This is a genomic window from Acinetobacter sp. LipI_15 (assembly GCF_058242865.1).
The window spans coordinates 449,343-472,007 of the sequence record NZ_JBZAYN010000001.1; the positions used below are offsets into that span (position 1 = coordinate 449,343).

Annotated in this window: 34 protein-coding genes and 1 pseudogene; 31 read left to right on the forward strand and 4 right to left on the reverse strand. The window is 42.4% G+C overall.

All coding sequences use genetic code 11. The features are described 5' to 3' along the window. Positions 1-9 precede the first annotated feature (9 nt). The 26 genes and pseudogenes from rplB to AC4CU0_RS02250 all read left to right on the forward strand — a co-directional run bounded on the left by rplB (position 10) and on the right by AC4CU0_RS02250 (position 14,250). A complete protein-coding gene (gene rplB / locus AC4CU0_RS02125; RefSeq protein ID WP_078189278.1) occupies positions 10-834 on the forward strand; it encodes a 50S ribosomal protein L2 in 825 nt (274 codons plus the stop codon). A 19-nt stretch (positions 835-853) separates the two neighbouring features. Then, on the forward strand, positions 854-1,129 hold the full coding sequence (rpsS, locus tag AC4CU0_RS02130) for a 30S ribosomal protein S19 (protein ID WP_004281508.1): 276 nt from the start codon (positions 854-856) through the stop codon (positions 1,127-1,129). 11 nt (positions 1,130-1,140) lie between these two features. Continuing rightward, positions 1,141-1,470, forward strand: a complete 330-nt coding sequence (gene rplV / locus AC4CU0_RS02135) for a 50S ribosomal protein L22 (protein ID WP_035265103.1) — start codon at positions 1,141-1,143, stop codon at positions 1,468-1,470. 1 nt (position 1,471) lies between these two features. Next, positions 1,472-2,288, forward strand: a pseudogene (gene rpsC / locus AC4CU0_RS02140) (30S ribosomal protein S3). Continuing rightward, entirely contained in the window at positions 2,228-2,641 is a 414-nt protein-coding gene (gene rplP, locus AC4CU0_RS02145; RefSeq protein WP_068909575.1) for a 50S ribosomal protein L16, read from the forward strand. Before rpsC ends, rplP begins: the two are co-directional and overlap by 61 nt. Continuing rightward, complete coding sequence (gene rpmC, locus AC4CU0_RS02150) at positions 2,641-2,838, forward strand: 50S ribosomal protein L29 (protein ID WP_005012982.1); 198 nt, start codon at positions 2,641-2,643, stop codon at positions 2,836-2,838. Before rplP ends, rpmC begins: the two co-directional genes overlap by 1 nt. Further along, positions 2,835-3,092 carry a 30S ribosomal protein S17 gene (gene rpsQ, locus AC4CU0_RS02155; RefSeq protein ID WP_078189275.1) on the forward strand — a complete coding sequence of 86 codons (258 nt, stop codon included), beginning with the start codon at positions 2,835-2,837 and terminating at the stop codon, positions 3,090-3,092. Before rpmC ends, rpsQ begins: the two co-directional genes overlap by 4 nt. An 89-nt stretch (positions 3,093-3,181) precedes the next feature. Further along, the gene (gene rplN / locus AC4CU0_RS02160; RefSeq protein WP_005012978.1) at positions 3,182-3,550 is read left to right on the forward strand and encodes a 50S ribosomal protein L14; all 369 of its coding nucleotides are present in this window, start codon (positions 3,182-3,184) and stop codon (positions 3,548-3,550) included. A 9-nt stretch (positions 3,551-3,559) separates the two neighbouring features. Then, a complete protein-coding gene (gene rplX, locus AC4CU0_RS02165) occupies positions 3,560-3,877 on the forward strand; it encodes a 50S ribosomal protein L24 (protein WP_490742362.1) in 318 nt (105 codons plus the stop codon). Between the two features lie 15 nt (positions 3,878-3,892). Continuing rightward, positions 3,893-4,429 (forward strand): 50S ribosomal protein L5, encoded by a 537-nt coding sequence (rplE, locus tag AC4CU0_RS02170; RefSeq protein ID WP_067762907.1) that lies wholly within the window; start codon positions 3,893-3,895, stop codon positions 4,427-4,429. A 9-nt stretch (positions 4,430-4,438) separates the two neighbouring features. After that, entirely contained in the window at positions 4,439-4,744 is a 306-nt protein-coding gene (gene rpsN / locus AC4CU0_RS02175; RefSeq protein WP_067762906.1) for a 30S ribosomal protein S14, read from the forward strand. A 12-nt stretch (positions 4,745-4,756) separates the two neighbouring features. Further along, positions 4,757-5,152, forward strand: coding sequence for a 30S ribosomal protein S8 (gene rpsH, locus AC4CU0_RS02180; protein ID WP_078189273.1), 396 nt, complete (start codon positions 4,757-4,759; stop codon positions 5,150-5,152). Between the two features lie 13 nt (positions 5,153-5,165). Further along, entirely contained in the window at positions 5,166-5,699 is a 534-nt protein-coding gene (gene rplF, locus AC4CU0_RS02185) for a 50S ribosomal protein L6 (RefSeq protein ID WP_078189272.1), read from the forward strand. 14 nt (positions 5,700-5,713) lie between these two features. Beyond that, a complete protein-coding gene (gene rplR / locus AC4CU0_RS02190; protein ID WP_067762903.1) occupies positions 5,714-6,064 on the forward strand; it encodes a 50S ribosomal protein L18 in 351 nt (116 codons plus the stop codon). Between the two features lie 2 nt (positions 6,065-6,066). Beyond that, complete coding sequence (gene rpsE, locus AC4CU0_RS02195; protein ID WP_067762902.1) at positions 6,067-6,564, forward strand: 30S ribosomal protein S5; 498 nt, start codon at positions 6,067-6,069, stop codon at positions 6,562-6,564. 6 nt (positions 6,565-6,570) lie between these two features. Next, positions 6,571-6,747, forward strand: coding sequence for a 50S ribosomal protein L30 (rpmD, locus tag AC4CU0_RS02200; protein WP_005012961.1), 177 nt, complete (start codon positions 6,571-6,573; stop codon positions 6,745-6,747). Positions 6,748-6,750: 3 nt separating this feature from the next. Next, on the forward strand, positions 6,751-7,191 hold the full coding sequence (rplO, locus tag AC4CU0_RS02205; protein WP_078189271.1) for a 50S ribosomal protein L15: 441 nt from the start codon (positions 6,751-6,753) through the stop codon (positions 7,189-7,191). Positions 7,192-7,236: 45 nt separating this feature from the next. Beyond that, the gene (secY, locus tag AC4CU0_RS02210) at positions 7,237-8,556 is read left to right on the forward strand and encodes a preprotein translocase subunit SecY (protein ID WP_171263746.1); all 1,320 of its coding nucleotides are present in this window, start codon (positions 7,237-7,239) and stop codon (positions 8,554-8,556) included. Between the two features lie 20 nt (positions 8,557-8,576). Beyond that, the gene (rpmJ, locus tag AC4CU0_RS02215) at positions 8,577-8,693 is read left to right on the forward strand and encodes a 50S ribosomal protein L36 (protein ID WP_000867907.1); all 117 of its coding nucleotides are present in this window, start codon (positions 8,577-8,579) and stop codon (positions 8,691-8,693) included. A gap of 107 nt (positions 8,694-8,800) precedes the next feature. Then, positions 8,801-9,157, forward strand: a complete 357-nt coding sequence (gene rpsM, locus AC4CU0_RS02220) for a 30S ribosomal protein S13 (protein ID WP_078189269.1) — start codon at positions 8,801-8,803, stop codon at positions 9,155-9,157. 19 nt (positions 9,158-9,176) lie between these two features. Beyond that, positions 9,177-9,563 (forward strand): 30S ribosomal protein S11, encoded by a 387-nt coding sequence (gene rpsK / locus AC4CU0_RS02225; RefSeq protein WP_001040166.1) that lies wholly within the window; start codon positions 9,177-9,179, stop codon positions 9,561-9,563. Between the two features lie 12 nt (positions 9,564-9,575). Next, positions 9,576-10,202 (forward strand): 30S ribosomal protein S4, encoded by a 627-nt coding sequence (rpsD, locus tag AC4CU0_RS02230; protein WP_078192454.1) that lies wholly within the window; start codon positions 9,576-9,578, stop codon positions 10,200-10,202. Positions 10,203-10,219: 17 nt separating this feature from the next. After that, the gene (locus AC4CU0_RS02235; protein ID WP_004650465.1) at positions 10,220-11,227 is read left to right on the forward strand and encodes a DNA-directed RNA polymerase subunit alpha; all 1,008 of its coding nucleotides are present in this window, start codon (positions 10,220-10,222) and stop codon (positions 11,225-11,227) included. Between the two features lie 18 nt (positions 11,228-11,245). Next, complete coding sequence (rplQ, locus tag AC4CU0_RS02240) at positions 11,246-11,611, forward strand: 50S ribosomal protein L17 (protein ID WP_005012953.1); 366 nt, start codon at positions 11,246-11,248, stop codon at positions 11,609-11,611. Positions 11,612-11,827: 216 nt separating this feature from the next. Beyond that, positions 11,828-13,318 carry a flavin-containing monooxygenase gene (locus tag AC4CU0_RS02245; protein ID WP_180182987.1) on the forward strand — a complete coding sequence of 497 codons (1,491 nt, stop codon included), beginning with the start codon at positions 11,828-11,830 and terminating at the stop codon, positions 13,316-13,318. Positions 13,319-13,452: 134 nt separating this feature from the next. After that, positions 13,453-14,250 carry an alpha/beta fold hydrolase gene (locus tag AC4CU0_RS02250; protein ID WP_490742363.1) on the forward strand — a complete coding sequence of 266 codons (798 nt, stop codon included), beginning with the start codon at positions 13,453-13,455 and terminating at the stop codon, positions 14,248-14,250. Between the two features lie 43 nt (positions 14,251-14,293). Here the strand turns inward: AC4CU0_RS02250 and AC4CU0_RS02255 are convergent, their stop codons facing one another. Next, positions 14,294-15,466: an acyl-CoA dehydrogenase family protein gene (locus AC4CU0_RS02255; protein ID WP_180089578.1), complete on the reverse strand. Its 1,173-nt coding sequence runs from the start codon at positions 15,464-15,466 to the stop codon at positions 14,294-14,296. Between the two features lie 182 nt (positions 15,467-15,648). Between AC4CU0_RS02255 and AC4CU0_RS02260 the strand changes: the two genes are divergently transcribed. The 5 genes from AC4CU0_RS02260 (at position 15,649) to AC4CU0_RS02280 (ending at position 20,961) form a co-directional block, all read left to right on the forward strand. Continuing rightward, a complete protein-coding gene (locus AC4CU0_RS02260; RefSeq protein WP_078189264.1) occupies positions 15,649-15,906 on the forward strand; it encodes an FAD assembly factor SdhE in 258 nt (85 codons plus the stop codon). After that, positions 15,899-16,285, forward strand: coding sequence for a hypothetical protein (locus AC4CU0_RS02265; protein WP_180089580.1), 387 nt, complete (start codon positions 15,899-15,901; stop codon positions 16,283-16,285). The genes AC4CU0_RS02260 and AC4CU0_RS02265 overlap by 8 nt, the downstream gene beginning before the upstream one ends. A gap of 519 nt (positions 16,286-16,804) precedes the next feature. After that, positions 16,805-17,869 (forward strand): hypothetical protein, encoded by a 1,065-nt coding sequence (locus tag AC4CU0_RS02270; protein WP_180021620.1) that lies wholly within the window; start codon positions 16,805-16,807, stop codon positions 17,867-17,869. Positions 17,870-17,912: 43 nt separating this feature from the next. Beyond that, positions 17,913-18,485 carry a rhombosortase gene (rrtA, locus tag AC4CU0_RS02275; protein ID WP_168379122.1) on the forward strand — a complete coding sequence of 191 codons (573 nt, stop codon included), beginning with the start codon at positions 17,913-17,915 and terminating at the stop codon, positions 18,483-18,485. A 190-nt stretch (positions 18,486-18,675) separates the two neighbouring features. Further along, positions 18,676-20,961: a TRAP transporter large permease subunit gene (locus AC4CU0_RS02280; protein ID WP_180182986.1), complete on the forward strand. Its 2,286-nt coding sequence runs from the start codon at positions 18,676-18,678 to the stop codon at positions 20,959-20,961. 87 nt (positions 20,962-21,048) lie between these two features. On the opposite strand, the gene AC4CU0_RS02285 is transcribed toward AC4CU0_RS02280, so the two are convergent. From AC4CU0_RS02285 to AC4CU0_RS02295, 3 genes are all read right to left on the reverse strand, one after another. Beyond that, entirely contained in the window at positions 21,049-21,924 is an 876-nt protein-coding gene (locus tag AC4CU0_RS02285; protein ID WP_180126817.1) for a DMT family transporter, read from the reverse strand. Between the two features lie 66 nt (positions 21,925-21,990). Next, complete coding sequence (locus AC4CU0_RS02290; protein WP_490742364.1) at positions 21,991-22,428, reverse strand: hypothetical protein; 438 nt, start codon at positions 22,426-22,428, stop codon at positions 21,991-21,993. A 16-nt stretch (positions 22,429-22,444) separates the two neighbouring features. Beyond that, positions 22,445-22,654, reverse strand: a complete 210-nt coding sequence (locus AC4CU0_RS02295) for a YheV family putative zinc ribbon protein (protein ID WP_490743449.1) — start codon at positions 22,652-22,654, stop codon at positions 22,445-22,447. Positions 22,655-22,665 lie beyond the last annotated feature (11 nt).

Sequence of the window (22,665 nt, forward strand, 5' to 3'; positions counted from 1 at the left end):
ACGAAAATTATGCCGATTCAAAAATGTAAGCCAACGTCTCCAGGACGTCGCTTTGTAGAGAAAGTGGTTCATAACCACCTTCACAAAGGCGCGCCATATGCTCCGTTGGTTGAAGCTAAAAAACGTACTGGCGGTCGTAATAACAACGGTCACATTACAACTCGTCACGTTGGTGGTGGTCATAAACAGCACTACCGTATCGTAGACTTCAAACGTAACAAAGACAGCATCCCTGCTGTAGTTGAGCGTATTGAATACGATCCAAACCGTACAGCTCATATTGCTTTATTGAAATATGCTGACGGTGAACGTCGCTATATTATTGCACCTAAAGGCCTTCGCGCTGGTGATCAAGTTCAATCTGGTAACGATGCTCCAATCCGTCCAGGTAACTGCTTACCACTTCGCAACATGCCTATCGGTTCTACTCTTCACAACATCGAGCTTAAAATCGGTAAAGGCGCACAATTAGTACGTTCTGCTGGTACATCTGCTCAATTGTTGGGTCGTGACGGTTCTTACGCTATCATTCGTCTTCGTTCAGGCGAAATGCGTAAAGTACACGTTGAATGCCGTGCTGTGTTAGGTGAAGTTTCTAACTCAGAAAGCAACCTTCGTTCACTTGGTAAAGCAGGTGCATCACGCTGGCGTGGCGTTCGTCCTACCGTACGTGGTATGGCGATGAACCCAGTAGACCATCCACATGGTGGTGGTGAAGGACGTAATAAAGGTATTCAACCTGTAAGTCCATGGGGTCAAAAAGCTAAAGGGTACAAAACACGTACCAACAAGCGTACGACTAAGATGATCATTCGCGACCGTCGCGTTAAGTAACAAGTAAAGGAATCTGACAATGCCTCGTTCTCTGAAAAAAGGCCCATTCGTCGATGCGCACTTGTTCGCTAAGGTTGAAGCGGCTATCGCGGCTAATAACCGTAAGCCGATCAAAACTTGGTCGCGTCGTTCGATGATCTTACCGGATTTTGTTGGTCTAACAATTTCTGTACACAATGGCCGTAACCATGTTCCAGTGATCGTATCTGAGCATATGGTTGGTCATAAATTAGGTGAATTCGCGCCAACTCGTACCTATCGTGGTCACGGTGTTGACAAGAAGTCTAAACGTTAATAGGTGCTATGATGGAAGTAACTGCTAAATTACGCGGTGCCGCTATCTCGGCACAAAAAGCACGTTTGGTTGCAGACCTAATTCGCGGCAAATCTGTTGCGCATGCTTTAAATATCTTAAACTTCAGCAACAAAAAAGCTGCAGTTTTAGTTAAAAAAGCATTGGAATCTGCGATTGCAAACGCTGAACACAATAACAGTTTAGATGTAGACGACCTTAAAGTTTCTACGATCTACGTTGATGAAGGCATGAGCCTGAAACGTATTTTGCCACGTGCTAAAGGCCGTGCAGATCGTATTACTAAGCGTACTTGTCACATTACCGTTAAGGTAGGGGTTTGATATGGGTCAGAAGGTTCATCCAATCGGTATCCGCCTAGGTGTTGTGAAACGTCATAACGCTAACTGGTATGCGAATCCGAAACAATATGCTGAATATTTGCTAAAAGATCTTCAAGTTCGTGAGTTTTTAACTAAAAAACTTAAGAATGCGATGGTAAGCAATATTCTTATCGAACGCCCTACAGGCGCAGCTAAAGTAACTATTAGCACTGCACGTCCTGGTATCGTGATCGGTAAAAAAGGCGAAGACATTGAGAAATTACAACGCGAATTAACAGCCATTATGGGTGTTCCTGCGCAAGTAAGTATCAACGAAATCGATCGCCCAGATTTAGACGCTCGTTTAGTTGCTGAAGCAATCGCTTCTCAATTAGAAAAACGTGTAATGTTCCGTCGTGCTATGAAGCGTGCGGTTCAAAACTCTATGCGTGCTGGTGCTAAAGGTATCAAAGTAGAAGTTTCAGGCCGTCTAGGTGGTGCTGAGATTGCTCGTACTGAATGGTATCGTGAAGGTCGTGTACCTCTTCATACTCTTCGTGCTGACATCGACTATGCTACTATGCGTGCTGAGACTACTTACGGTACGATCGGCGTTAAAGTATGGATCTTCCGTGGTGAGATCTTGGGCGGCATGAAACAAGTCATGAACCCAGCTCCAGCTGAAGAACGTCCAGCTAAACGTGGCCGTGGTCGTGGTGAAGGTCAAGAGCGTCGTGGTCGTCGCAATGATCGTTCTGCTGAAAAAGGAGAATAATCCATGTTACAACCTAAACGTACTAAATTCCGTAAAGTGCAAAAAGGCCGTAACACTGGTCTAGCACATCGCGGTAGCTCAGTATCTTTTGGTACTATTGCACTTAAATCAGTTGAACGTGGTCAAATGACCGCACGTCAAATTGAAGCAGCGCGTCGTACAATCAGCCGTCGTATTAAACGTGGTGGTAAGATCTTTATCCGTGTTTTCCCAGACAAACCAATTACTGAAAAACCATTAGAAGTTCGTATGGGTAAAGGTAAAGGTTCTGTGGAATACTGGGTTTGCCAAATCAAACCAGGTAAAGTCTTGTACGAAATTGATGGTGTTAACGAAGAACTTGCTCGCGAAGCGTTTACGCTTGCTGCTGCAAAACTTCCGTTTAAAACCACTATCGTGACTCGGACGGTAATGTAATGAAAACTAATGATCTACGTGAAAAGTCGGTAGAAGAGTTGACAGCTTTGCTTGATGAGCAACAGCTTAACCAATTCCGTCTTCGTATGGCGAAAGCAACTGGTCAATTGGGTAAATCGCACGAAGTTGCGCTTACTCGTAAGACAATTGCTCGTATTAAGACCCTCCTTACCGAAAAACAGGGGAACGGACAATGAGTGAACAAACAGTTCGCACGTTAACCGGTAAAGTAGTTAGCGACAAGATGGACAAGTCTATCGTTGTTCTTATCGAACGCCGCGTTCAACACCCGTTGTATGGCAAATCAATCCGCCGTTCAACTAAATTACACGCTCATGATGAAAACAATGTTGCTAAAGTTGGCGACGTAGTAAGCATCAAAGAAAGCCGCCCAATTTCTAAAACTAAGTCTTGGACTTTAGTTGAAGTTGTTGAAGCTGCTGCTGAGTAATTAAACGTTCTTGCATCATCGGTCAATTTCGAGTACTCTTTGAGCCTTTCGAAATTGCGACCGGTGATGCTCGGTTTTGGAGTAGGGCAATGATTCAAACCGAAAGTATGCTCGACGTAGCAGACAACAGTGGTGCTCGCCGCGTACAATGTATTAAAGTACTTGGTGGTTCACATCGTCGTTATGCTTCTGTTGGCGACATTATTAAAGTTACTGTAAAAGAAGCTATTCCACGTGCACGTGTTAAAAAAGGTGACGTGATGAATGCTGTAGTTGTACGTACAAAATTCGGCATCCGTCGTGCAGATGGTTCAGTTATTCGTTTCGACGATAACGCAGCTGTTATTTTGAACAACAACAAAGCGCCGATTGCAACTCGTATTTTCGGACCAGTGACTCGTGAACTTCGTACTGAACAGTTCATGAAAATTATTTCATTGGCTCCTGAAGTTCTATAAGAGGCACTCATGGCTAAGATTAAAAAGGGCGATCAAGTAATTGTGATCGCAGGTAAAGAAAAAGGCAAACAAGGTACTGTTTTGTCTGTTTCACATGACCGTGTTAAGGTTGAAGGCCTTAACTTGGTAACGAAGCATCAAAAGCCTAACCGAGTTACTGGCGCTGAAGGCGGCATCGTAACTCAAGAAGCTGAGCTTCATATCTCTAACGTGGCAATTTTTAATGCTACAACCCAAAAGGCTGACCGTGTTGGTTACCAAGTGATTGAAGGCGTGAAAACTCGCGTATTCAAGTCTAATGGTGAATCAGTGGCGGTAGCGAAGTAATAGGTTGACTAGGCAATGGCCAGACTTAAAACGCGTTACAACGACGAACTTAAGGCTCAATTAAAAGAAACATTGGGTGTTAAGAATGTGATGGATATCCCTCGCATTACAAAAATCACCATCAACATGGGTGTTGGTGCTGCATCAGCTGACAAGAAATTGTTAGATGGCGCTCTTTCTGATATGCAAGCAATTGCTGGTCAAAAACCAGTACTTACTTTAGCTCGTAAATCTATCGCTGGTTTCAAAATCCGTGATGGTTGGCCGATCGGCTGTAAAGTTACTTTACGTGGCGAACGTATGTACGAATTCTTAGACCGTTTGATCTCTATCGCGATCCCTCGTATCCGTGACTTCCGTGGTTTCTCTGCGAAATCATTTGATGGTCGTGGTAACTACTCAATGGGTCTTAAGGAACAAATCATGTTCCCTGAAATCGATTTTGATAAGATTGATCGTATTCGTGGTATGGACATTACCATCACTACGACTGCTCGCACCGATGACGAAGGCCGTGCGCTTATGCGTGCATTCGGCTTCCCGTTCAAATAAGAGGTCGATATGGCTAAGAAAGGTATGATTAATCGCGAATTGAAACGCGAAGCTACTGTTGCTAAATACGCTGCGAAACGTGCTGAATTAAAAGCAATTATCGCAAACGTAAATGCATCAGACGAAGAACGTTTCGAAGCGATGATGAAATTTCAAGCATTACCACGTAATGCATCTCCAGTACGTCTACGTAACCGTTGTGGTTTAACTGGTCGTCCTCATGGTTACTTCCGTAAGTTCGGTTTAAGCCGTAACAAATTACGTGAAACAGTAATGCAAGGTGATGTACCGGGCGTTGTTAAGGCAAGCTGGTAAGGAGCACTATAAATGAGTATGCAAGATACCGTTGCCGACATGCTAACACGTGTTCGTAACGCACAAATGGCAAAGAAACAAACTGTTTCTATGCCAAACTCAAAGTTGAAAGTTGCGATTGCTAACGTACTTCAACAAGAAGGTTATATCGCTGATGTAGCTGTTGCTGATAATGAAGGCAAAGCGACTTTAACGATTACTTTAAAATATTTCGAAGGCAAACCAGTTATCGATACTGTGAAACGCGTAAGCCGTCCAGGTCTACGTCAATATCGCGGTAAAGATGCACTTCCTAGCGTTAAGCAAGGTTTAGGTATTGCAATTGTTTCTACAAGCAAAGGCATCATGACTGATCGCGCTGCACGTGCTGCAGGTATCGGTGGTGAAGTTATTGCTTTTGTTTCTTAATAGGTGATTCCTCATGTCTCGTGTGGCTAAAGCCCCAGTAACTGTACCTAACGGTGTTACAGTTACTCAGAACGGCCGGCAGGTCGAAGTGAAAGGCAGCAAAGGTACATTGTCTTTCAACCTGCATGCGCTGGTCGAGCTAAAACAGGAAGACGGTACTCTAGTTATTGCTCCTAAAGCTGAATCTAAAGATGCTTGGATGCAGGCTGGTACTGCTCGCGCTGTGCTTAACAACCTTGTAAAAGGTGTTAACGAAGGTTTCGAACGTAAGTTACAACTGATTGGTGTTGGTTATAAAGCTGCGGTTAAAGGTAACATTGTTAACCTTAACCTTGGTTTCTCTCACCCGATCGACTACAACCTTCCTGAAGGTGTAACTGCAGAAACTCCTACTGCAACTGAAATTGTACTTAAATCAGCTGATAAAGCTAAATTAGGTCAAGTTGCTGCAGAAATCCGTGGTTACCGTCCGCCAGAGCCTTATAAAGGTAAAGGTGTTCGTTATTCTGACGAAGTTGTACTTCGTAAAGAAGCTAAGAAGAAATAAGGCGCGAGGTTCTTATGAACGAAAAGAAACAATCCCGTTTGCGTCGTGCGAAAAGCACACGCTTGCACATCCGTGCATTGGGTGCGACTCGTTTGTGTGTAAACCGCACTCCGCGTCACATCTATGCTCAAGTTATCTCTGCAGATGGTGGCAAAGTATTAGCGCAAGCTTCTACTTTAGACGCTACTCTACGTGCTGGTACTACTGGTAACGTTGAATCGGCTCAGAAAGTTGGTGCTTTAATTGCAGAACGTGCTAAAGCGGCTGGTGTAACTAAAGTTGCATTTGACCGTTCTGGTTTCAAATATCATGGTCGTATCAAAGCCTTGGCTGATGCTGCTCGTGAAAACGGCTTGGAGTTCTAATCATGGCTAAAGTTGAACAAAACGAAGGTCTTGTTGAAAAGCTGGTTGCCGTTGATCGTGTAGCCAAAGTTGTTAAGGGTGGTCGTATCTTCTCTTTCACAGCATTAACTGTTGTGGGTGATGGTAATGGTCGCGTAGGTTTTGGTCGTGGTAAAGCACGTGAAGTTCCAGCTGCTATTTCTAAAGCACTTGAAGCTGCTCGTCGCAACATGATTACTGTTGACCTTGTTGACGGTACTGTTCAGCACCCTATCAATGCTCGTCACGGTGCAAGCCGCGTTTACATGCAACCTGCTTCTGAAGGTACTGGTGTAATTGCTGGTGGCGCTATGCGTGCAGTTTTAGAAGCTGTAGGTGTACGTAACGTATTAACTAAGTGTTATGGTTCTACTAACGCTGCTAACGTAGTAAACGCAACTTTTAACGGTTTGCGTGATATGACTTCTCCTGAGAAAGTTGCTGCGAAACGTGGTTTATCAGTAGCACAAATTCAAGGGTAATCAATCATGAAAACGATTAAAGTTACCCAGACTAAATCTTCATCGCATCGCTTGAAAAATCACAAGCTTAGCCTTAAAGGTTTAGGTCTGCGTCGTATTGGTCATACAGTTGAAGTGCAAGATACGCCTTCTAACCGTGGTATGATCAACCAAGTTTACTATATGGTTAGTGTAGAGGAATAAGCCATGACTCTGCGTTTAAATACAATTGCACCTGCAGAAGGTGCTAAGCGTGACAACCTTCGTTTAGGCCGTGGTATCGGTTCTGGCGTTGGTAAGACTGGTGGCCGTGGTGTCAAAGGTCAAAACTCACGTAAGAGCGGTGGTACACGTCCTGGTTTCGAAGGTGGTCAAACTGCGTTATATCGTCGTTTACCTAAATTCGGTTTCACTAGCCAAATGGCTTTGAAAACTGCTGAAGTACGTTTATCAGAACTTGCTAAAGTTGAAGGCGACATCGTGTCTCTTGAAACTTTAAAAGCTGCTAACGTTGTACGTAAAGATATGTTGCGTGCACGTATCGTACTTTCTGGTGAAATTACTCGTGCATTCACTGTTCAAGGTGTTGCATTGACTAAAGGCGCTAAAGCTGCTGTTGAAGCTGCTGGCGGTAAAGTCGAGGAGTAATCCCCAGTGTCTATGACTCCTAGTTCGACAGGTCATGTTAACATGATGAAAGGCCAACCTTTTCATGTGAAATATCGTGAAATTATTCGCCGTATGATGTTCCTCATCGGGGCGTTGTTGGTTTTTCGACTGGGAGCACATATTCCAGTACCGGGCATTAACAATGCCGCACTAGAGAATCTGTTTAATGCAAACCAAGGTACGATCCTTGGTTTGTTTAACATGTTCTCAGGTGGTGCATTAGAGCGTATGTCAATTCTTGCTCTTGGGATTATGCCGTATATCTCTGCATCGATTATCGTGCAGTTAATGTCTACGGTTGTTCCTTCGCTGGAAGCTTTAAAGAAAGAAGGCGAACAAGGTAAGCGTAAGATTAATCAATATACGCGACAAGGCACATTGTTTCTTGCACTTGTGCAAGCCGTTGGGATGTGTGCAGGTCTGATTAGTCAAAATATTACTTTGACTAGTGGACTTGCTTTTTACGTTCCTGCTGTAACTTCTTTGGTTGCAGGTACAATGTTCCTGATGTGGTTAGGTGAGCAAATTACTGAGCGTGGAGTAGGGAATGGTATTTCCATGATCATCTTCGCTGGTATCGTTGCTGGTTTGCCGAACTTGGTTCTGCAATCTTTAACCTCAGTAGATAATGGGCAATCAAGTTTAATTGGTCTTGCAATCTTTGCATTGCTATCTGTTGCAGTGTTAGCAGCAATTGTGTTTATTGAGAAGGCGCAGCGTCGCATTCCAGTAAACTATGCTCAAAAACAACAAGGTCGTCGTGTATTTACTGCTCAGCAAACACATTTGCCATTAAAAATTAATATGGCGGGTGTGATTCCTGCAATTTTTGCGAGTTCATTGCTATTGTTCCCAGCGAGCTTAGGGCAATGGGTTGGCAGTGCAGACCCAAATGCTGGTGTGATTAAACGTGGCCTACAAGATTTGGCACTCGTATTGTCGCCGGGTCAACCGATGTATTTGGTGCTATTTGGTGCATTAATTATCTTCTTCTGTTACTTCTATACTGCGCTAGTATTTAGCCCGAAAGAAGTGTCAGAGAATTTAAAACGTAGTGGTGCTTATGTACCGGGTATTCGTCCTGGTGAGCAAACTGCACGCTATTTAGATCATATTTTGAATCGTTTGACTTTTATTGGCGCGGTTTATATCACAATCATCTGTTTAATGCCGATGATTCTACAAAGCTCATTTGGTATTCCATTTAGCTTAGGTGGTACGTCTTTACTGATCGTAGTGGTGGTGGTGATGGACTTTATGGCTCAGCTCCAAGCTCATCTCACATCGCATCAATATGACAATCAATCGTTAATGCGTAAAACGACTGCTCATCCGAAAGGATAAGCGCACTTAGAGGTTTCATTATGAAAGTTCAAGCTTCTGTAAAGAAAATTTGTGGTAGCTGTAAAGTTATCCGTCGTAATGGGGTTATTCGCGTAATTTGCAGCGCAGAACCTCGTCATAAGCAGCGTCAAGGTTAATCTGATCAAGACCTGTTGATTTCAGTAGGCTAATTAGGTTATTATCCGCCCCTCAAAGATTTTGTCGGGCGGTTGATTATCTTAACTGCCTTTTTGGAGAAAATTGAATGGCTCGTATTGCCGGTGTAAACATTCCGGATAACAAGCATGCTGTTATCTCTCTAACGTACATTTTTGGTATTGGTCGCCACACTGCAAAAGCTATCTTAGCTGCTGCTGGTATTGCACCAACAACTAAAATTCGTGAATTAGATGACGCTCAGCTTGATGCGATTCGTGCAGAAGTTACTAAGGTTCCTACCGAAGGTGATTTACGTCGCGAAATTTCCATGAACATTAAACGTTTAATGGATTTAGGCTGCTACCGCGGTCTTCGTCATCGTCGCAGCTTGCCTGTCCGTGGTCAACGCACCAAAACTAACGCACGTACCCGTAAAGGTCCGCGCAAACCTATTAAGAAATAAGATTTCTGGAAGCTAAAAGATGGCTAAAGATACTCGCACACGCAAGAAGGTCACTCGTACCGTCTCTGAAGGTGTTGCACACATTCACGCTTCTTTTAATAACACCATTGTGACTATTACCGATCGTCAAGGTAATGCACTGGCTTGGGCTACCTCTGGTGGACAAGGCTTCCGTGGATCACGTAAATCAACTCCGTTTGCTGCTCAGGTAGCTGCTGAAGTTGCTGGTAAAGCTGCTTTAGATTACGGTTTGAAAAACTTGGACGTCCTTGTAAAAGGTCCTGGTCCAGGTCGTGAATCTGCGGTTCGTGCTTTAGGTGCAGTGGGTTATAAAATTAACAGCATTACCGATGTGACGCCAATCCCGCACAACGGTTGCCGTCCACCTAAAAAACGTCGCGTGTAAGGAGAAACATTCATGGCTCGTTATATTGGTCCAAAATGCAAACTCTCTCGCCGCGAAGGGACAGACCTGCAATTAAAATCTGGCGTTAAACCATTTGACGTCAAAACAAAAAAAGCTGCTAAAGCACCTGGCCAACATGGTGGCGCTCGTGGCGGCAAACAATCTGAGTACTCACTACAATTACGTGAAAAACAAAAAGTACGTCGTATGTACGGTGTTTTAGAGCGTCAATTTAGTAACTACTACAAAGAAGCTGCTCGTGTTAAAGGCGCAACAGGTGAAAACTTGTTGAAACTTCTTGAAAGCCGTCTAGATAACGTTGTTTATCGCATGGGTTTTGGTTCTACACGTGCAGAAGCTCGTCAGCTTGTATCTCACCGTTCAATCACTTTAAATGGTCGTCGTGTTAATATCGCGTCTATCCAAGTTAAAGCTGGTGACGTTGTTGCAGTTCACGAAGGTGCTAAACAACAATTGCGTATCAAAAACGCAGTTGAGTTAGCGACTCAACGTGGCATTCCATCTTGGATTGAAATTGATCATTCTAAATTGGAAGGTACGTTCAAAGCTGCACCAGATCGTTCTGATTTACCTGCTGAAATCAACGAAAGCTTGATTGTAGAATTGTATTCTAAATAATCCTTGAGGTAGCAATAATGACGCGTACTGCAAATGAGTTTCTAACTCCGCAAGCGATCAAGGTCGAAGCGGCAAGCGGGACCTCGGCAAAAGTTATTCTAGAACCATTAGAGCGTGGCTTTGGTCATACTCTTGGTAATGCTTTACGTCGTATCCTTTTGTCTTCTTTACCTGGCGCAGCCGTGGTTGAAGTAGAGATTGAAGGTGTCGAGCACGAGTACAGTACTTTGGAAGGCTTGCAGCAGGACATCGTCGAGCTCTTGCTGAACCTAAAAGGATTGTCTATTAAGCTGTTCGATCAAAATGAAGCTTATCTGACATTGGAAAAACAAGGTCCTGGCGACGTTACAGCCGCTGACCTTCGTTTACCACACAATGTTGAAGTGGTTAACCCTGAACATTTGATCGGTACTTTAAGTGCTTCTGGCTCATTAAAAATGCGCCTGAAAGTTTCTCAAGGTCGTGGTTATGAGACTTCTGATTCACGCTTCCCTGAGGGCGAAACTCGCCCAGTGGGTCGTTTGCAATTAGATGCTTCTTACAGCCCAATCAAACGTGTGTCTTACACAGTGGAAAACGCTCGTGTAGAACAACGTACTGACCTTGATAAATTGATCATTGATCTTGAAACCAACGGTACTGTTGATCCTGAAGAAGCTATCCGCAAAGCGGCAACAATCTTGCAACAACAAATTGCAATTTTTGTTGATCTTCAGAAAGATCAAGCACCAGTTGCTCAAGAGCCTCGTGAAGAAGTTGATCCGATTTTGCTTCGTCCAGTAGATGATCTAGAGCTTACTGTTCGTTCTGCTAACTGTTTGAAAGCAGAAAATATTTACTACATTGGCGATCTTGTTCAACGTACTGAAGTTGAGTTGCTTAAAACTCCTAACTTAGGTAAAAAATCGTTGACTGAGATTAAAGATGTTCTGGCATCGAAAGGCTTGCAATTGGGCATGCGTTTAGAGAACTGGCCACCGGCTAGCCTCCGCATGGACGATCGCTTTGCTTATCGTAGCCGTTAATTAAGTAGGACTATCACCATGCGTCATCGTAATAGTGGTGTGAAATTAGGCCGTACAAGCAGTCATCGTAAAGCGATGTTCCAAAACATGGCTAATTCTTTGTTCGAACACGAGTTAATTAAAACTACTGTTCCTAAAGCAAAAGAATTACGTCGTGTTGCTGAGCCTTTAATCACTTTAGCTAAAGTCGATTCTGTAGCAAACCGTCGTTTAGCGTTTGCTCGTACTCGTTCAGCTGCAACTGTTGGTAAATTATTTACCGTTCTTGGCCCTCGTTACAAAGAACGTAACGGCGGTTATCTACGTGTTCTTAAAGCGGGCTTCCGTGCAGGTGATGCTGCACCGATGGCTTACGTTGAGCTAGTAGATCGCGAAGTTAACTAATTTCGTGAAGAGCAGCGTACGTTGTTCTAAAAAAGGTCGGTTTTTAACCGACCTTTTTTAATGCCTGCAGTTTTGTATTGGCTGTATATTGTTAGACAATAATTCAATTTGTCCTTAAAAGATAAAAATAAATCGCCTTTTGCTTAAACTTGACATTGTGCATTGTCAAAAATGTGATTTAATAAATATAAATCTAAGATAGGTTAAAAGAACAACATGGAAAAACAAGTTGATATTCTCATTGTAGGTGCAGGGATCTCTGGTGTAGGTTTGGCTGCTCATCTTTCAAAAAATTGTCCAAATCGTTCATTTGAAATTATTGAACGTCGTGAAAGTTTCGGTGGTACATGGGATCTTTTTAAATATCCGGGTATTCGTTCTGATTCGGACATGTCAACTTTTGGCTTTAATTTTAAGCCGTGGAAAAAATCTAGTGTGCTTGCTGATGGGTCTTCGATTAAAGGCTACCTTTCTGAAGTGATTGACGAATATAAGATCAAAGAAAAAATTCATTTTCAGCACCGTGTTATGAGTGCGAACTACGATTCACAAACTCGTAAATGGTCTGTTGTTATTGAAGATGCGAAGAAGAAACAACAAACCTGGGTTGCAAATTTCGTCTTTGGCTGTACGGGTTATTATAATTATGACCAAGGTTTCCAACCTGAGTTTAAAGGGCAGGAAAACTTTAAAGGTACCTTCATTCATCCACAACATTGGCCTGAAAATTTTAATTATGCAGGCAAAAAAGTTGTGATTATTGGTAGTGGCGCAACAGCAATTACCCTTGTGCCAGCAATGGCAAAAGGCGGTGCAGGGCATGTGACTATGCTACAGCGCTCTCCGACCTATATTGCCTCAGTACCTTCTATTGACATCATTTACGACAAAATGCGTAAAGTATTACCTGAAGATGTTGCTTATAAACTGACCCGAGCACGAAATATCGGTGTCCAACGAGCTGTTTATGCTGTTGCACAAAAGCAACCTAAATTACTCCGTAAATTTTTATTAAAATCAATTGAGTTGCAGTTGAAAGGTAAAGTGGATATGAAGCACTTTACCCCAGATTACAATCCTTGGGATCAGCGCCTTTGTGTGGTGCCAGATGGTGATTTGTTTAAAATTTTACGCGAAGGCCGTGCATCTGTTGAAACCGATCAAATTGAAAGTTTTACTGAAAATGGCATTCAATTGAAATCAGGTAAACATCTTGATGCAGATGTGGTGATTTCAGCTACAGGTCTCAACATTCAAATTTTAGGTGGCATTAGTGCCACAATCGATGGTCAGCCACTGAATACCTCAAAACATATGTTGTACCGTGGTGTTATGGTCAGTGATGTACCCAATATGGCGATGATTATTGGCTATATTAATGCTTCATGGACTTTAAAAGTCGATATTGCTTCTGAATACATCTGTAAATTGATTAACTATATGGATCAAAATGGTTATAACCAAGTGATTCCACAAGGCGATGCGACCGAGTTGTTAGAAGATACCGTAATGGGAAGTTTGACTTCAGGCTATATTGCACGTGCAGCAGATGTGATGCCAAAACAGGGTAAACATGCACCGTGGAAAGTCAGCAATAACTATTTGGCAGATCGTAAAGAATTAAAGCATGCTTCATTTGAAGATGGAGTGCTGAAATTTGAAAAAAAGTCTGATCAAGTGGCTGCTAAACCCAGATTAGTTTCTTAAGTCTATTACATAAAAAAGGAGCATGATGCTCCTTTTTTTTACTTTAGATGTGTGACTTTAGGGTTTTATTTGATGCGTATTATTTGTTGAAAAATATATCATGTTGAAAATAAGGAAATGTACACAGGGTTAATGTGAATATTCAACAACATTCAGAATTTATAAAATTAAATGATTATGAGCTATATATTAAAGCTTGGCAGCCTGAAACAGCAGATAATGATGCAACTTTGGCTCCGATTATATTGATGCATGATTCACTAGGCAGTGTTGATTTGTGGCGTGATTTTCCTGCGCAATTGGCTGCTGAGTCTGGCAGAACGGTGATTGCCTATGATCGGTTGGGCTTCGGGAAATCATCAGCGAACCCTGATCCATTAAGTACTGATTTTGTCTATGCTGAAGCACAGCGGAGCTTTAGGGCGCTTCTTCAATATTATTCCATTCAACAGTTTATTGTGATGGGACATAGTGTCGGTGGGGGAATGGCAGTCGTCATTGCCAGTGAATATACTGAACAATGTCGAGGTCTGATTACCATAGCAGCACAGTATGAAGTGGAAGAACTCACATTATCGGGTATACGTGAAGCTAAAACAGGGTTTGCGCAGCCGGGACAGCTTGAACGCTTGGCTAAATACCATGGGGATAAAGCCCAATGGGTTTTGGATGCTTGGACGGAAACTTGGCTTTCACCGAGTTTTCGTCAATGGAACCTTGAGCATTATGTTGGAAAAGTACAGTGTCCAAGCTTGGTCATACATGGAGAACTGGATGAATACGGGACGACAGCACAAGCTCAGAAACTTTTTTCGGGTATACAAGGTGATGCTGAGCTAGAGATTTTGGAAGGGCTTCATCACATGCCGCACAAAGAGCAACCCGCATTGGTCGCTGCACTCATCTGTGATTTTGTGAATGATTTAAGTTGATATCGAAAGAATATAAAAGCCCATCCGATGATGGGCTTTGTTGTTATAAAGAGCGGGAAATCAGCTCTTTCATAATTTCATTGGTACCGGCATAGATACGGTTGGCACGGTTGTCGATATAAGCCCGTGCAATTGGATATTCAAGCATATAGCCATAGCCGCCATGCAACTGCAGACATTCATCCACGACTTTGGAGAACATTTCTGAAATTTTGTATTTAGCAGCTGCGGCTGCGTCAATACCGAGCTGTTCCTCAAGTTGCAGCTCCATACATCGGTCTAGATAAGTTCGACAAAAATCGATTTCAGTGCGTAGCTCTGCCAATTTAAAACGGGTGTTTTGGAAACTAGATACGGTCTTGCCAAATGCCTTACGCTCTTTGGTGTATTGAACAGTGTGCGCAAAGGCTGCTTCTGCACCGGCTTGGCAAATAATCGCGACCAACATACGTTCCCAAGCCAATTCCTTCATCAGCATCATAAAGCCCATACCTTGCATGCCAAGTAAGTTGCTTTTAGGGACGCGGACATTGTCAAAGAACAGTTCACAGGTATCCTGACCTTTCATGCCAATTTTATTTAAAGGTTTGCCTTTGCTAAAACCGACGCGATCTGCCTCGACGATAATTAGCGATAAATTAGCTGAACCTTTTTCACTATTACCTGTCTTGCAGACCACAATTGCCATGTCACATAAATAGCCATTGGTGATAAAGATTTTTGACCCATTAATAATATAGTCATCGCCATCTTCTGTAGCGGTTGTGCGTACCGCTTGTAGGTCTGAACCTGTGCCTGGTTCGGTCATTGCAATGGCAGTCACGGTTTCGCCAGAAGCCATTTTCGGCAGCCAATGCAGCTTTTGTTCTTCATTGCCAAAGTTATGAATATAATTGGCCACAATGTCGGAATGCAGTGAAAAGCCAGTAGAGGAGTCCATAGCATAGGCCTGCTCTTCAATCAGAATCATGCTATAGAGTCGGTCTACACCATAGCCGCCATAAGCTTCGGGCATGGTCGGGCAAAGTAAGCCCATGGCACCGGCTTTATTCCATAAGTCACGGTCAACGTGTTGCTGATTTTCGTATTTTTCGATATTAGGTATGACTTCTTTTTCATAAAATTTTCGTACTGTTTCACGAAATGCATCATGTTCTGCATTAAATAATTGACGTGGCAGCATGTTGTTGAGTGGGCGAATCGCTCCAGATTGCATTTTGAATATCCTATTCATTTTTATGGCTTTGTCTTCAACTTATAAGATGCAGCGTGTGACTGCAATGTGCAGAACATTCAAAAGCAAGAATTGCGATGAAGCATTCGGTCAATCTTTGAAAACACTCCACTTCAATGGGGTGGATGAGTTACACTAGACGGGTTCAACGATTGGGGAAGACAATGACTGATGAAATCAGCTTAGAAGAGCGTAAAGTGATCTACCGCGCACGTCGTGGTTTAAAAGAGATTGATGTTTATTTTGATCCCTACGTCAAAAATTACTATTTACAAGCCGATGCAGCTGAAAAAGATATGTTTGCAGAACTCGTTGCTGCAGAAGATCCAGATTTGTTGGATTGGTTTATGGAAGTTAGTGAACCGCCACGTCCTGAATTAAAAACGTTTATTCAAAAATTAAAACATTACGTTCATGGATAATCGGCAATTCAAACTGAAACGCAGTTTTTTATCGCATGCGTTTCAGTTTTTTATTTTTGCGGTATTGATGACGCTGCTTTATCAGTTACTAACACCTATGCTTTGGGGGGTATTTTTCCTCATTGGACTAGTGGTTTATGTACTGTTTTTCCGTAAGCATTTACACGTCACCAGTCTAGATTATTTGGATGGAACTGATTGGTCTTTGCAACGGCTCAACCGTCCAGTGCAACGCGTTCAAATTAGCCATATTTTGGATCATCAAATGTATATCGTGGTGTATTTTATGCATGCACGTGCAAAACCAGTGATTATTTGGCGCGATCAATTGTCATTGAAACAGTGGAAATCACTCAAAGTATTGGCCAAAATGATCTAATTGTTAGACAGCCTTTATTTTTAAAATTCAATAAAATGCAAATATTTCATTATCTTATATTGTGGGTAAAATAATCTTGTCTGACAGGATTGAAATTTATTGGCAAAATATTTAAATTGTCTGACAATTTTAAGCTGTGCGGTGATTCTCTGCCTATATATTAGCCTTACCAACAGCCGTTAAGGGAAATCATCATGATGATGCCAACTTGGATGTTTCTGGTAATAGCGATTGTGTTAGCAATTGTTATAGGACGACTAGGAACAGTGCTGAAGGAACAGTTAACTCAAAAATAAGCAGTCAAACGCTTTCACAGTTAATAAGTAGCATGTGCCGAACCGTCGCTATGCTACTTTTTTTTGCCTAAAATTTAGTCTTTGTAAAAAATCAGTCAATTGCATTCAGCGTGATTCATGGCACAGTGTGTCGTTCAAATTAGAGCAAATACTCTTTTATTCATTTTTTGCTTCTGATATGTTTGTCGTGATGGACATAAACACAATTATAGAGGACAGGAAAATGTCGAGCGTCCAAAAAATATGCCAGGGTGTGGCAGTTGTAGCAATAACAAGTACATTATTCGCGGGTTGTTCGCAGGTTGTAAAAACCGGTGCTAATGTTGCACTCGGATTTACAGAAAAACATATTGTGCCACCAATTTTAGCCATGGAAGATGCTGAAATGGTGTGTAATTCAGGTAATTCATTAACTCCAGCCATTATGGCCACCAAAGATATGGGCGCAGACCCAACACGTGTGGCTGTGTTGATGTATTCAGCAGCAGGGATTTGTGCAGAACAAAAAGCCTTGGATGCAGAGTTACGCTATTTACGTGCATCTAAAGCTAACCAAGTATCCGAAGCACAGGATGCTCGTGTTGAGCAAAAGCGTTGGGCGGCACTTGCTGCACAGCGTCAATATACCGGCTATCAATTATTTCAAGATCGTTTTGAAAAGAAGTATAAGAAAAGTCTAGGTGAAGGCTGTCCAAAAATGAACAGCGACATTGACCAAACAGTGTATATGTTGGGAATGTTAAGTGGCTTACAGGCCATGACCAATGATATTAACTCAGGTGGGGCGGTAAACGTTCCGAAAGACATTGCTGCGATTGTTGAACGCGGTATGGTGTGTCTGAATAATGAAAAATTCTGGGGCGCACCAAATGCAACCCGCGCTGTGATCTGGACGTTATTGCCGGGTGCAGGTGATGGAAAACCTGATCCATACCAAACATTGAAACAATCTACGCAAATTGGTGAGCAAAAGGGTGTGAGACTGTCACATGCTTTATATGCGGTTGCTGCACAAGCCAGTGGCGATGATGCGAAAATCCGTGATGCCTTACGTACCTTTGCACAAGCGCGTAGCGATGAGAAACCTGTTAATCCACAATTTAAGCTCATCGATAGCATGGCTGAAACCATGGTGAAAGGGATTTCAGATCGTTATTGGACTGAACATACAGGCGTTCGTACGGCTGATGATGGTATGGAACATTTCTGGGATGAAAGTGCCAATAGTTCTGAACTCGATGATTTGTTTAGTGGTGATATTGAAACCAGTGGCACAGCTGCAAATTAATCTTTGCAATAGCGTTTAAAAGTGAGGTACAGGAGGAGCGAAAATGAAACTACAATTTTTAATACCGAAAATTGTCTTTCTTGCGGTATTCGTTTCGATCTGTGCCTCGCTACAGGTATTTAAAGATTATTTTATCTATTGGCAAGATGACTTATTTCATGATTTTTGGCGCTTATGGACCGCACATTGGGTTCACGTCGGTTGGATTCATTTTGTTTTAAATATATTGGCCTTTATTTGCTTACCGTTTATTTTCCCACGAGTTTCGACATGGCATTTTGTTGCCATTTTATTGATTTTATCTCCTTTAATCAGTCTAAGTTTCTATTTTTTCTTACCCGATATTGAAGCCTATGCCGGATTATCTGGTGTCTTGCATGGTGCCTATGTCGCGGTCGCTTGTGTGCATTTGATGTATCGACGGGAGCGAAATTTTGCAGCCTTTGTATTGTTGCTGATTTTGGCAAAATTGGTGTGGGAAAATACCGTGGGCAATACGGGAACGGCTGAATTAATTGGAAGCCCCATTTTAGTCGAAGCACATTTATTGGGGGTGATTTGGGGCATTATCATCGCCTTGTTCTATCTTGTTGGCAATTATTTCTGGGATCGTTAGCTCACTTTAGGTGATTGGGTTGACAAAAAAAACCGAAAAGAAAATACATATTGTCATTTTAATGTTTTGAATATTGATGCAAATTTAAACGTAATAATAAAACAGTTAGGTCAGGGAAAGGAACTTCTCGAACCGATAAGGAAGAGGGTGCTTAGTCCAGCTAGGCTCCAAAATAAAAATAGGAAGACTCATGCAAAATGATGCACAAAACAGATCCAGCATCGTTGGTCTGTTACGTTATGTCTGGACAGAATGGATTTCGACTCTAGTCGTATTGATCTTGCTTCTGCTTACACTAATTATCGGTACAGGGGAGATGATCCATGGGCAGTTGCTCCGTATGGGAGAGCGACTGTATGGTGACCCTGCAACAGGTATGCAGTACTCTTTTTTAAGGGCTGAGCCTGCCAAGCCTGAATGTGACCGTAACCCGAATGTCGATGCGTTGGTGAAAACTCAAATGCAAGCCAATGCAGCAGATGAGTTTGCTGATTTTTTTGGTACGGCATCTGAGAATGACGTTCGTTCGTCTATTTTAGCGGGTGTGCAGCAGTGTGAAGAAAAGTATCAATTTTATGATAAAGCCATGCAACATATGGAGAAGCATCCGAGTATTCGCGCCTATCGTAATTTTGAAACAAGCTTCTTCGGTATCTTTAAATTTGGTACTGAAAATCGCGCCATTTTGTTGATTTTTATGGTGGTTATAGCTGCGATTAGTGCGACATTGAAAATTCATCATATTGGTCTACGCGGTCCTGCAACCAAGAAGGATTATCGTGTTTATAGCCTGATGATGAGCTTCGGTAATGGACTGTTAACCTACTCAAGTATCAGCCAATTCAATTCAGTGAAAAATTCGGGAGTTCCAATGACCACCGAAACTGAACTGATTTATTGGATGTGGATGACGCTGTTCTCAATCCTGACATTGATCAGTGTTTTGCAATTGTTTAGTCCGCCAAAAGATGCCAAAGAGGGCGGTAGTCTTAGTTTCGCGTTCCTAAGCGTGCCTTTATATGCGTATATGGCGTTGATTACAGGTATCGCCTTTATCTTCTTTATGGACTACCCGATGGGGCAAGGCATCTATTTAGGGCAATTGGTCGAGTTTTCAAGTATTTTCCTGAATCTAGCGTTATTCATTTGGGCGGGTATGTTGTTGAAGCAAACCCGTGTCGTAGATTTATTCTTGAATATTTTACGCCCATGGAACTTAGCTCCTGAGACTTTAACATGGCTGATTTTAATCGCAGCAGCATTGCCTACAGCCTATACTGGCGCATCGGGGATCTTTGTCATTGCGGCAGGCGCGATTATTTATAAGGAAGTGTGGAACGCTGGCGGACGCCGTCAATTTGCCTTGGCTGCAACAGCAATGTCCGGTTCGCTTGGGGTGGTTTTACGTCCATGCTTATTGATTGTGGTTGTTGCATCGCTAAATAAAGAAGTGACCACGGATCTGCTTTATCAATATGGTATTTATACGTTCTTGCTGACATCTACGATGTTTTTAATTGTGTCGTTATTTTTTGCAGAACATAAGTTCCGTATTGCTCAAGCCAATGTGGCAGCGCCGCAGTCAGGACGTGCCTTCTTAGCCGTTATTCCTTATATTGTGATTTTCGTGCTGATCTGGATGTTCTATAAATATTTATTGAATACAGATTTAAATGAATTTACTGCACCAGTCATGATGCCTGTTATTCTGCTGATGATCGTTTTAGTGGATAAATTACGTCATCAGCCAGCACCATTGTCAGCAGTTGGGCATTGGGATGAAACACTAACAGCAAATTATAGTGCGAATGCTGAACCTGCTTTAGCCGGCGCACAGGTTGCACATGCAGAATACCGTGAAGGATTACATGGCAATAGCGCAGATGATGGGCAGGCTGCGAATCATACAGTGGCTCAATCCAGCTCTATGCAGATTCTACGTCAAGTTGGTTTTTGGAAGTCGATGCATATTTCGACCAGTGAAACCGTTGGACATATCGGTGCTTTGGTTATTTTGATGGCGCTTTCGGTAAGCGTTGGTGGATTGCTAGAGCGTACTGAAGTCATGAGTTTATTCCCAACTGATATCAGCAGTACTTTTTTGGTTATCACATTGATTGTCGGATTGATGGTCTTTGTGGGTATGATTATGGATCCGTTTGGCGCAGTCATTTTAATTTCTGCAACTGTTGCTCCTGTAGCCTATCAATACGGTATTCATCCTGTGCATTTTTGGATGATTACACTCATTGGTTTTGAGCTAGGTTATGTTACGCCTCCAGTTGCATTGAACCACCTCTTGGCCCGACAGTCGATAGGGGATGCTGAAGTCAATGAAGCGGATGCTGAAGTTCGTCACTTGTCGTTTTATTACCGTTATGAACGTTGGATTTTGCCGCTGATTGTGCTGTTCCCTGCAATGTTGATTATTGCTTATCTGCCGTATTTCTTTAAGCTGTTCGGTTGGTATCAATAAATTAATTTTGAAACATTAAAAAAGCACCTTCGGGTGCTTTTTTTATTGAATAAGGGGCTGTGCGTTTGAAGGTAAATGAATGGATATTTATGACTTTTTAAACTTATTTTGTAGGAACGGACTACATAGCAAAATCGCTAAAAATATAAAAGCAAAACCGAATAGGCTGTAAATATCTGGCAATTCTTGCCACAGTGCAAAGCCCCAAATACCCGCAAAAATAATCGCGATATAGTTCACGGGGCCAATTTGACCTGCGGGTGCAAGCTTATAGGCATTGGACATAAAAATTTGACTGATATTGGCCAAAAGCCCCGCTGTAATCAGAAAAGCAAACTCCTTGAAACTATAAGGACGCCAAAGCCAGAACATCGGGATCATGGAAATGAGTGTGCCAAAAAAGCAGAAATAAAACACGATGCGTTCAGGTGGTTCAGTTGCTGTAAGGGCACGGACAGTGACAAATGCCATGGCTGCCAAGAAGCTTGCGGTTAGTCCGATGAGTGATAACTGATTGAACATTCCTGCATCGGGCTTTGCGACGAAGAGGACGCCAATCAAACCAATGACTGCGGCAATGAGCATACTCAGGGTCATTTTTTCTTTTAAAAATAACCATGCAATTAAGGGGATGAAGATCGGCGAGGAATAGGTGAAGACCATGGCATTGGAGAGTTTTAAGTGGGCAATGGCATAAAAAAAGCCATACATTGCCACCAAGCCTACAATTGAACGCCATGTATGCATCCACAATTTTTCAGTTCTAAAAAATGTGCTGCCCTTTTGTAGGATCAAAGGTAGAAAGATCAATAAGCCAACCGCATTGCGAAAAAATACGATGGTGGCATTATCTACTGTGTGGGATGCGTAGCGTATACAAACCCCCATAATGGAAAAAAGCAGCGCTGATAGCATGAGAAAGCCAATTGCTTTGGGGATATTTTGTGGTGTAGTAGTGGACATAACAAAAAGGCTAGAAAATCTGATGATATTCTAGCCTATAAGTACGCATGGTGTAGCAGAAGTCGGTTATTTTGCTTGTTGTGCTAACTGTGCTTCGAGTAATTTAATTTGTTCTTCTTTCAGTTTAATCAGCTCATCTGCATCTGAATGTTGCTGTTTTAAGCTTTGCTCCTGATCATTCAATTGTTGTTGAATGTCATCTAATTTGGCAATTTCCTCTTTGGCTAAAGAGGCATTTTCAGGCACAGCTGCATCTAAAATGTCTTCTTCGACCAATTTAATGGTGTCAGTCTCTGCGGTAGGGACTGATGCTTCAGTCTCAGATTGGACAGGGGTTGCAACAGGCGGTTTAACCGGTGCAGCGACCAGTTCTTCTTGAAGTGCAGATTTATCTGCTGTACTGCTGCTTAACCATTGATATGCAAAAAAGATAGCAATCAATAACGTTAAGCCCCCAATGATTCCAACTAACAATTTTGGATTATGTCTTTGATCTTCTGTCATTGCTTGACCTTAATTTTTATTTAGGCTGACGTGGCTTAAATTGGATCACACCGATATCGTCTGGCACGGCGGGTTGTTCAGGTTGATCGACATAAGTCGGTCGATTTTCACTGTAACCACAATCAATGCATTCGATCCATTCGTCTTCGCCAGAGGTCAGCATGACAACCCGGTCCATCGCTTGGCATTTTGGACATTTTGCACCTGCAATGAAGCGTCGTTTAATGGTCATCATAC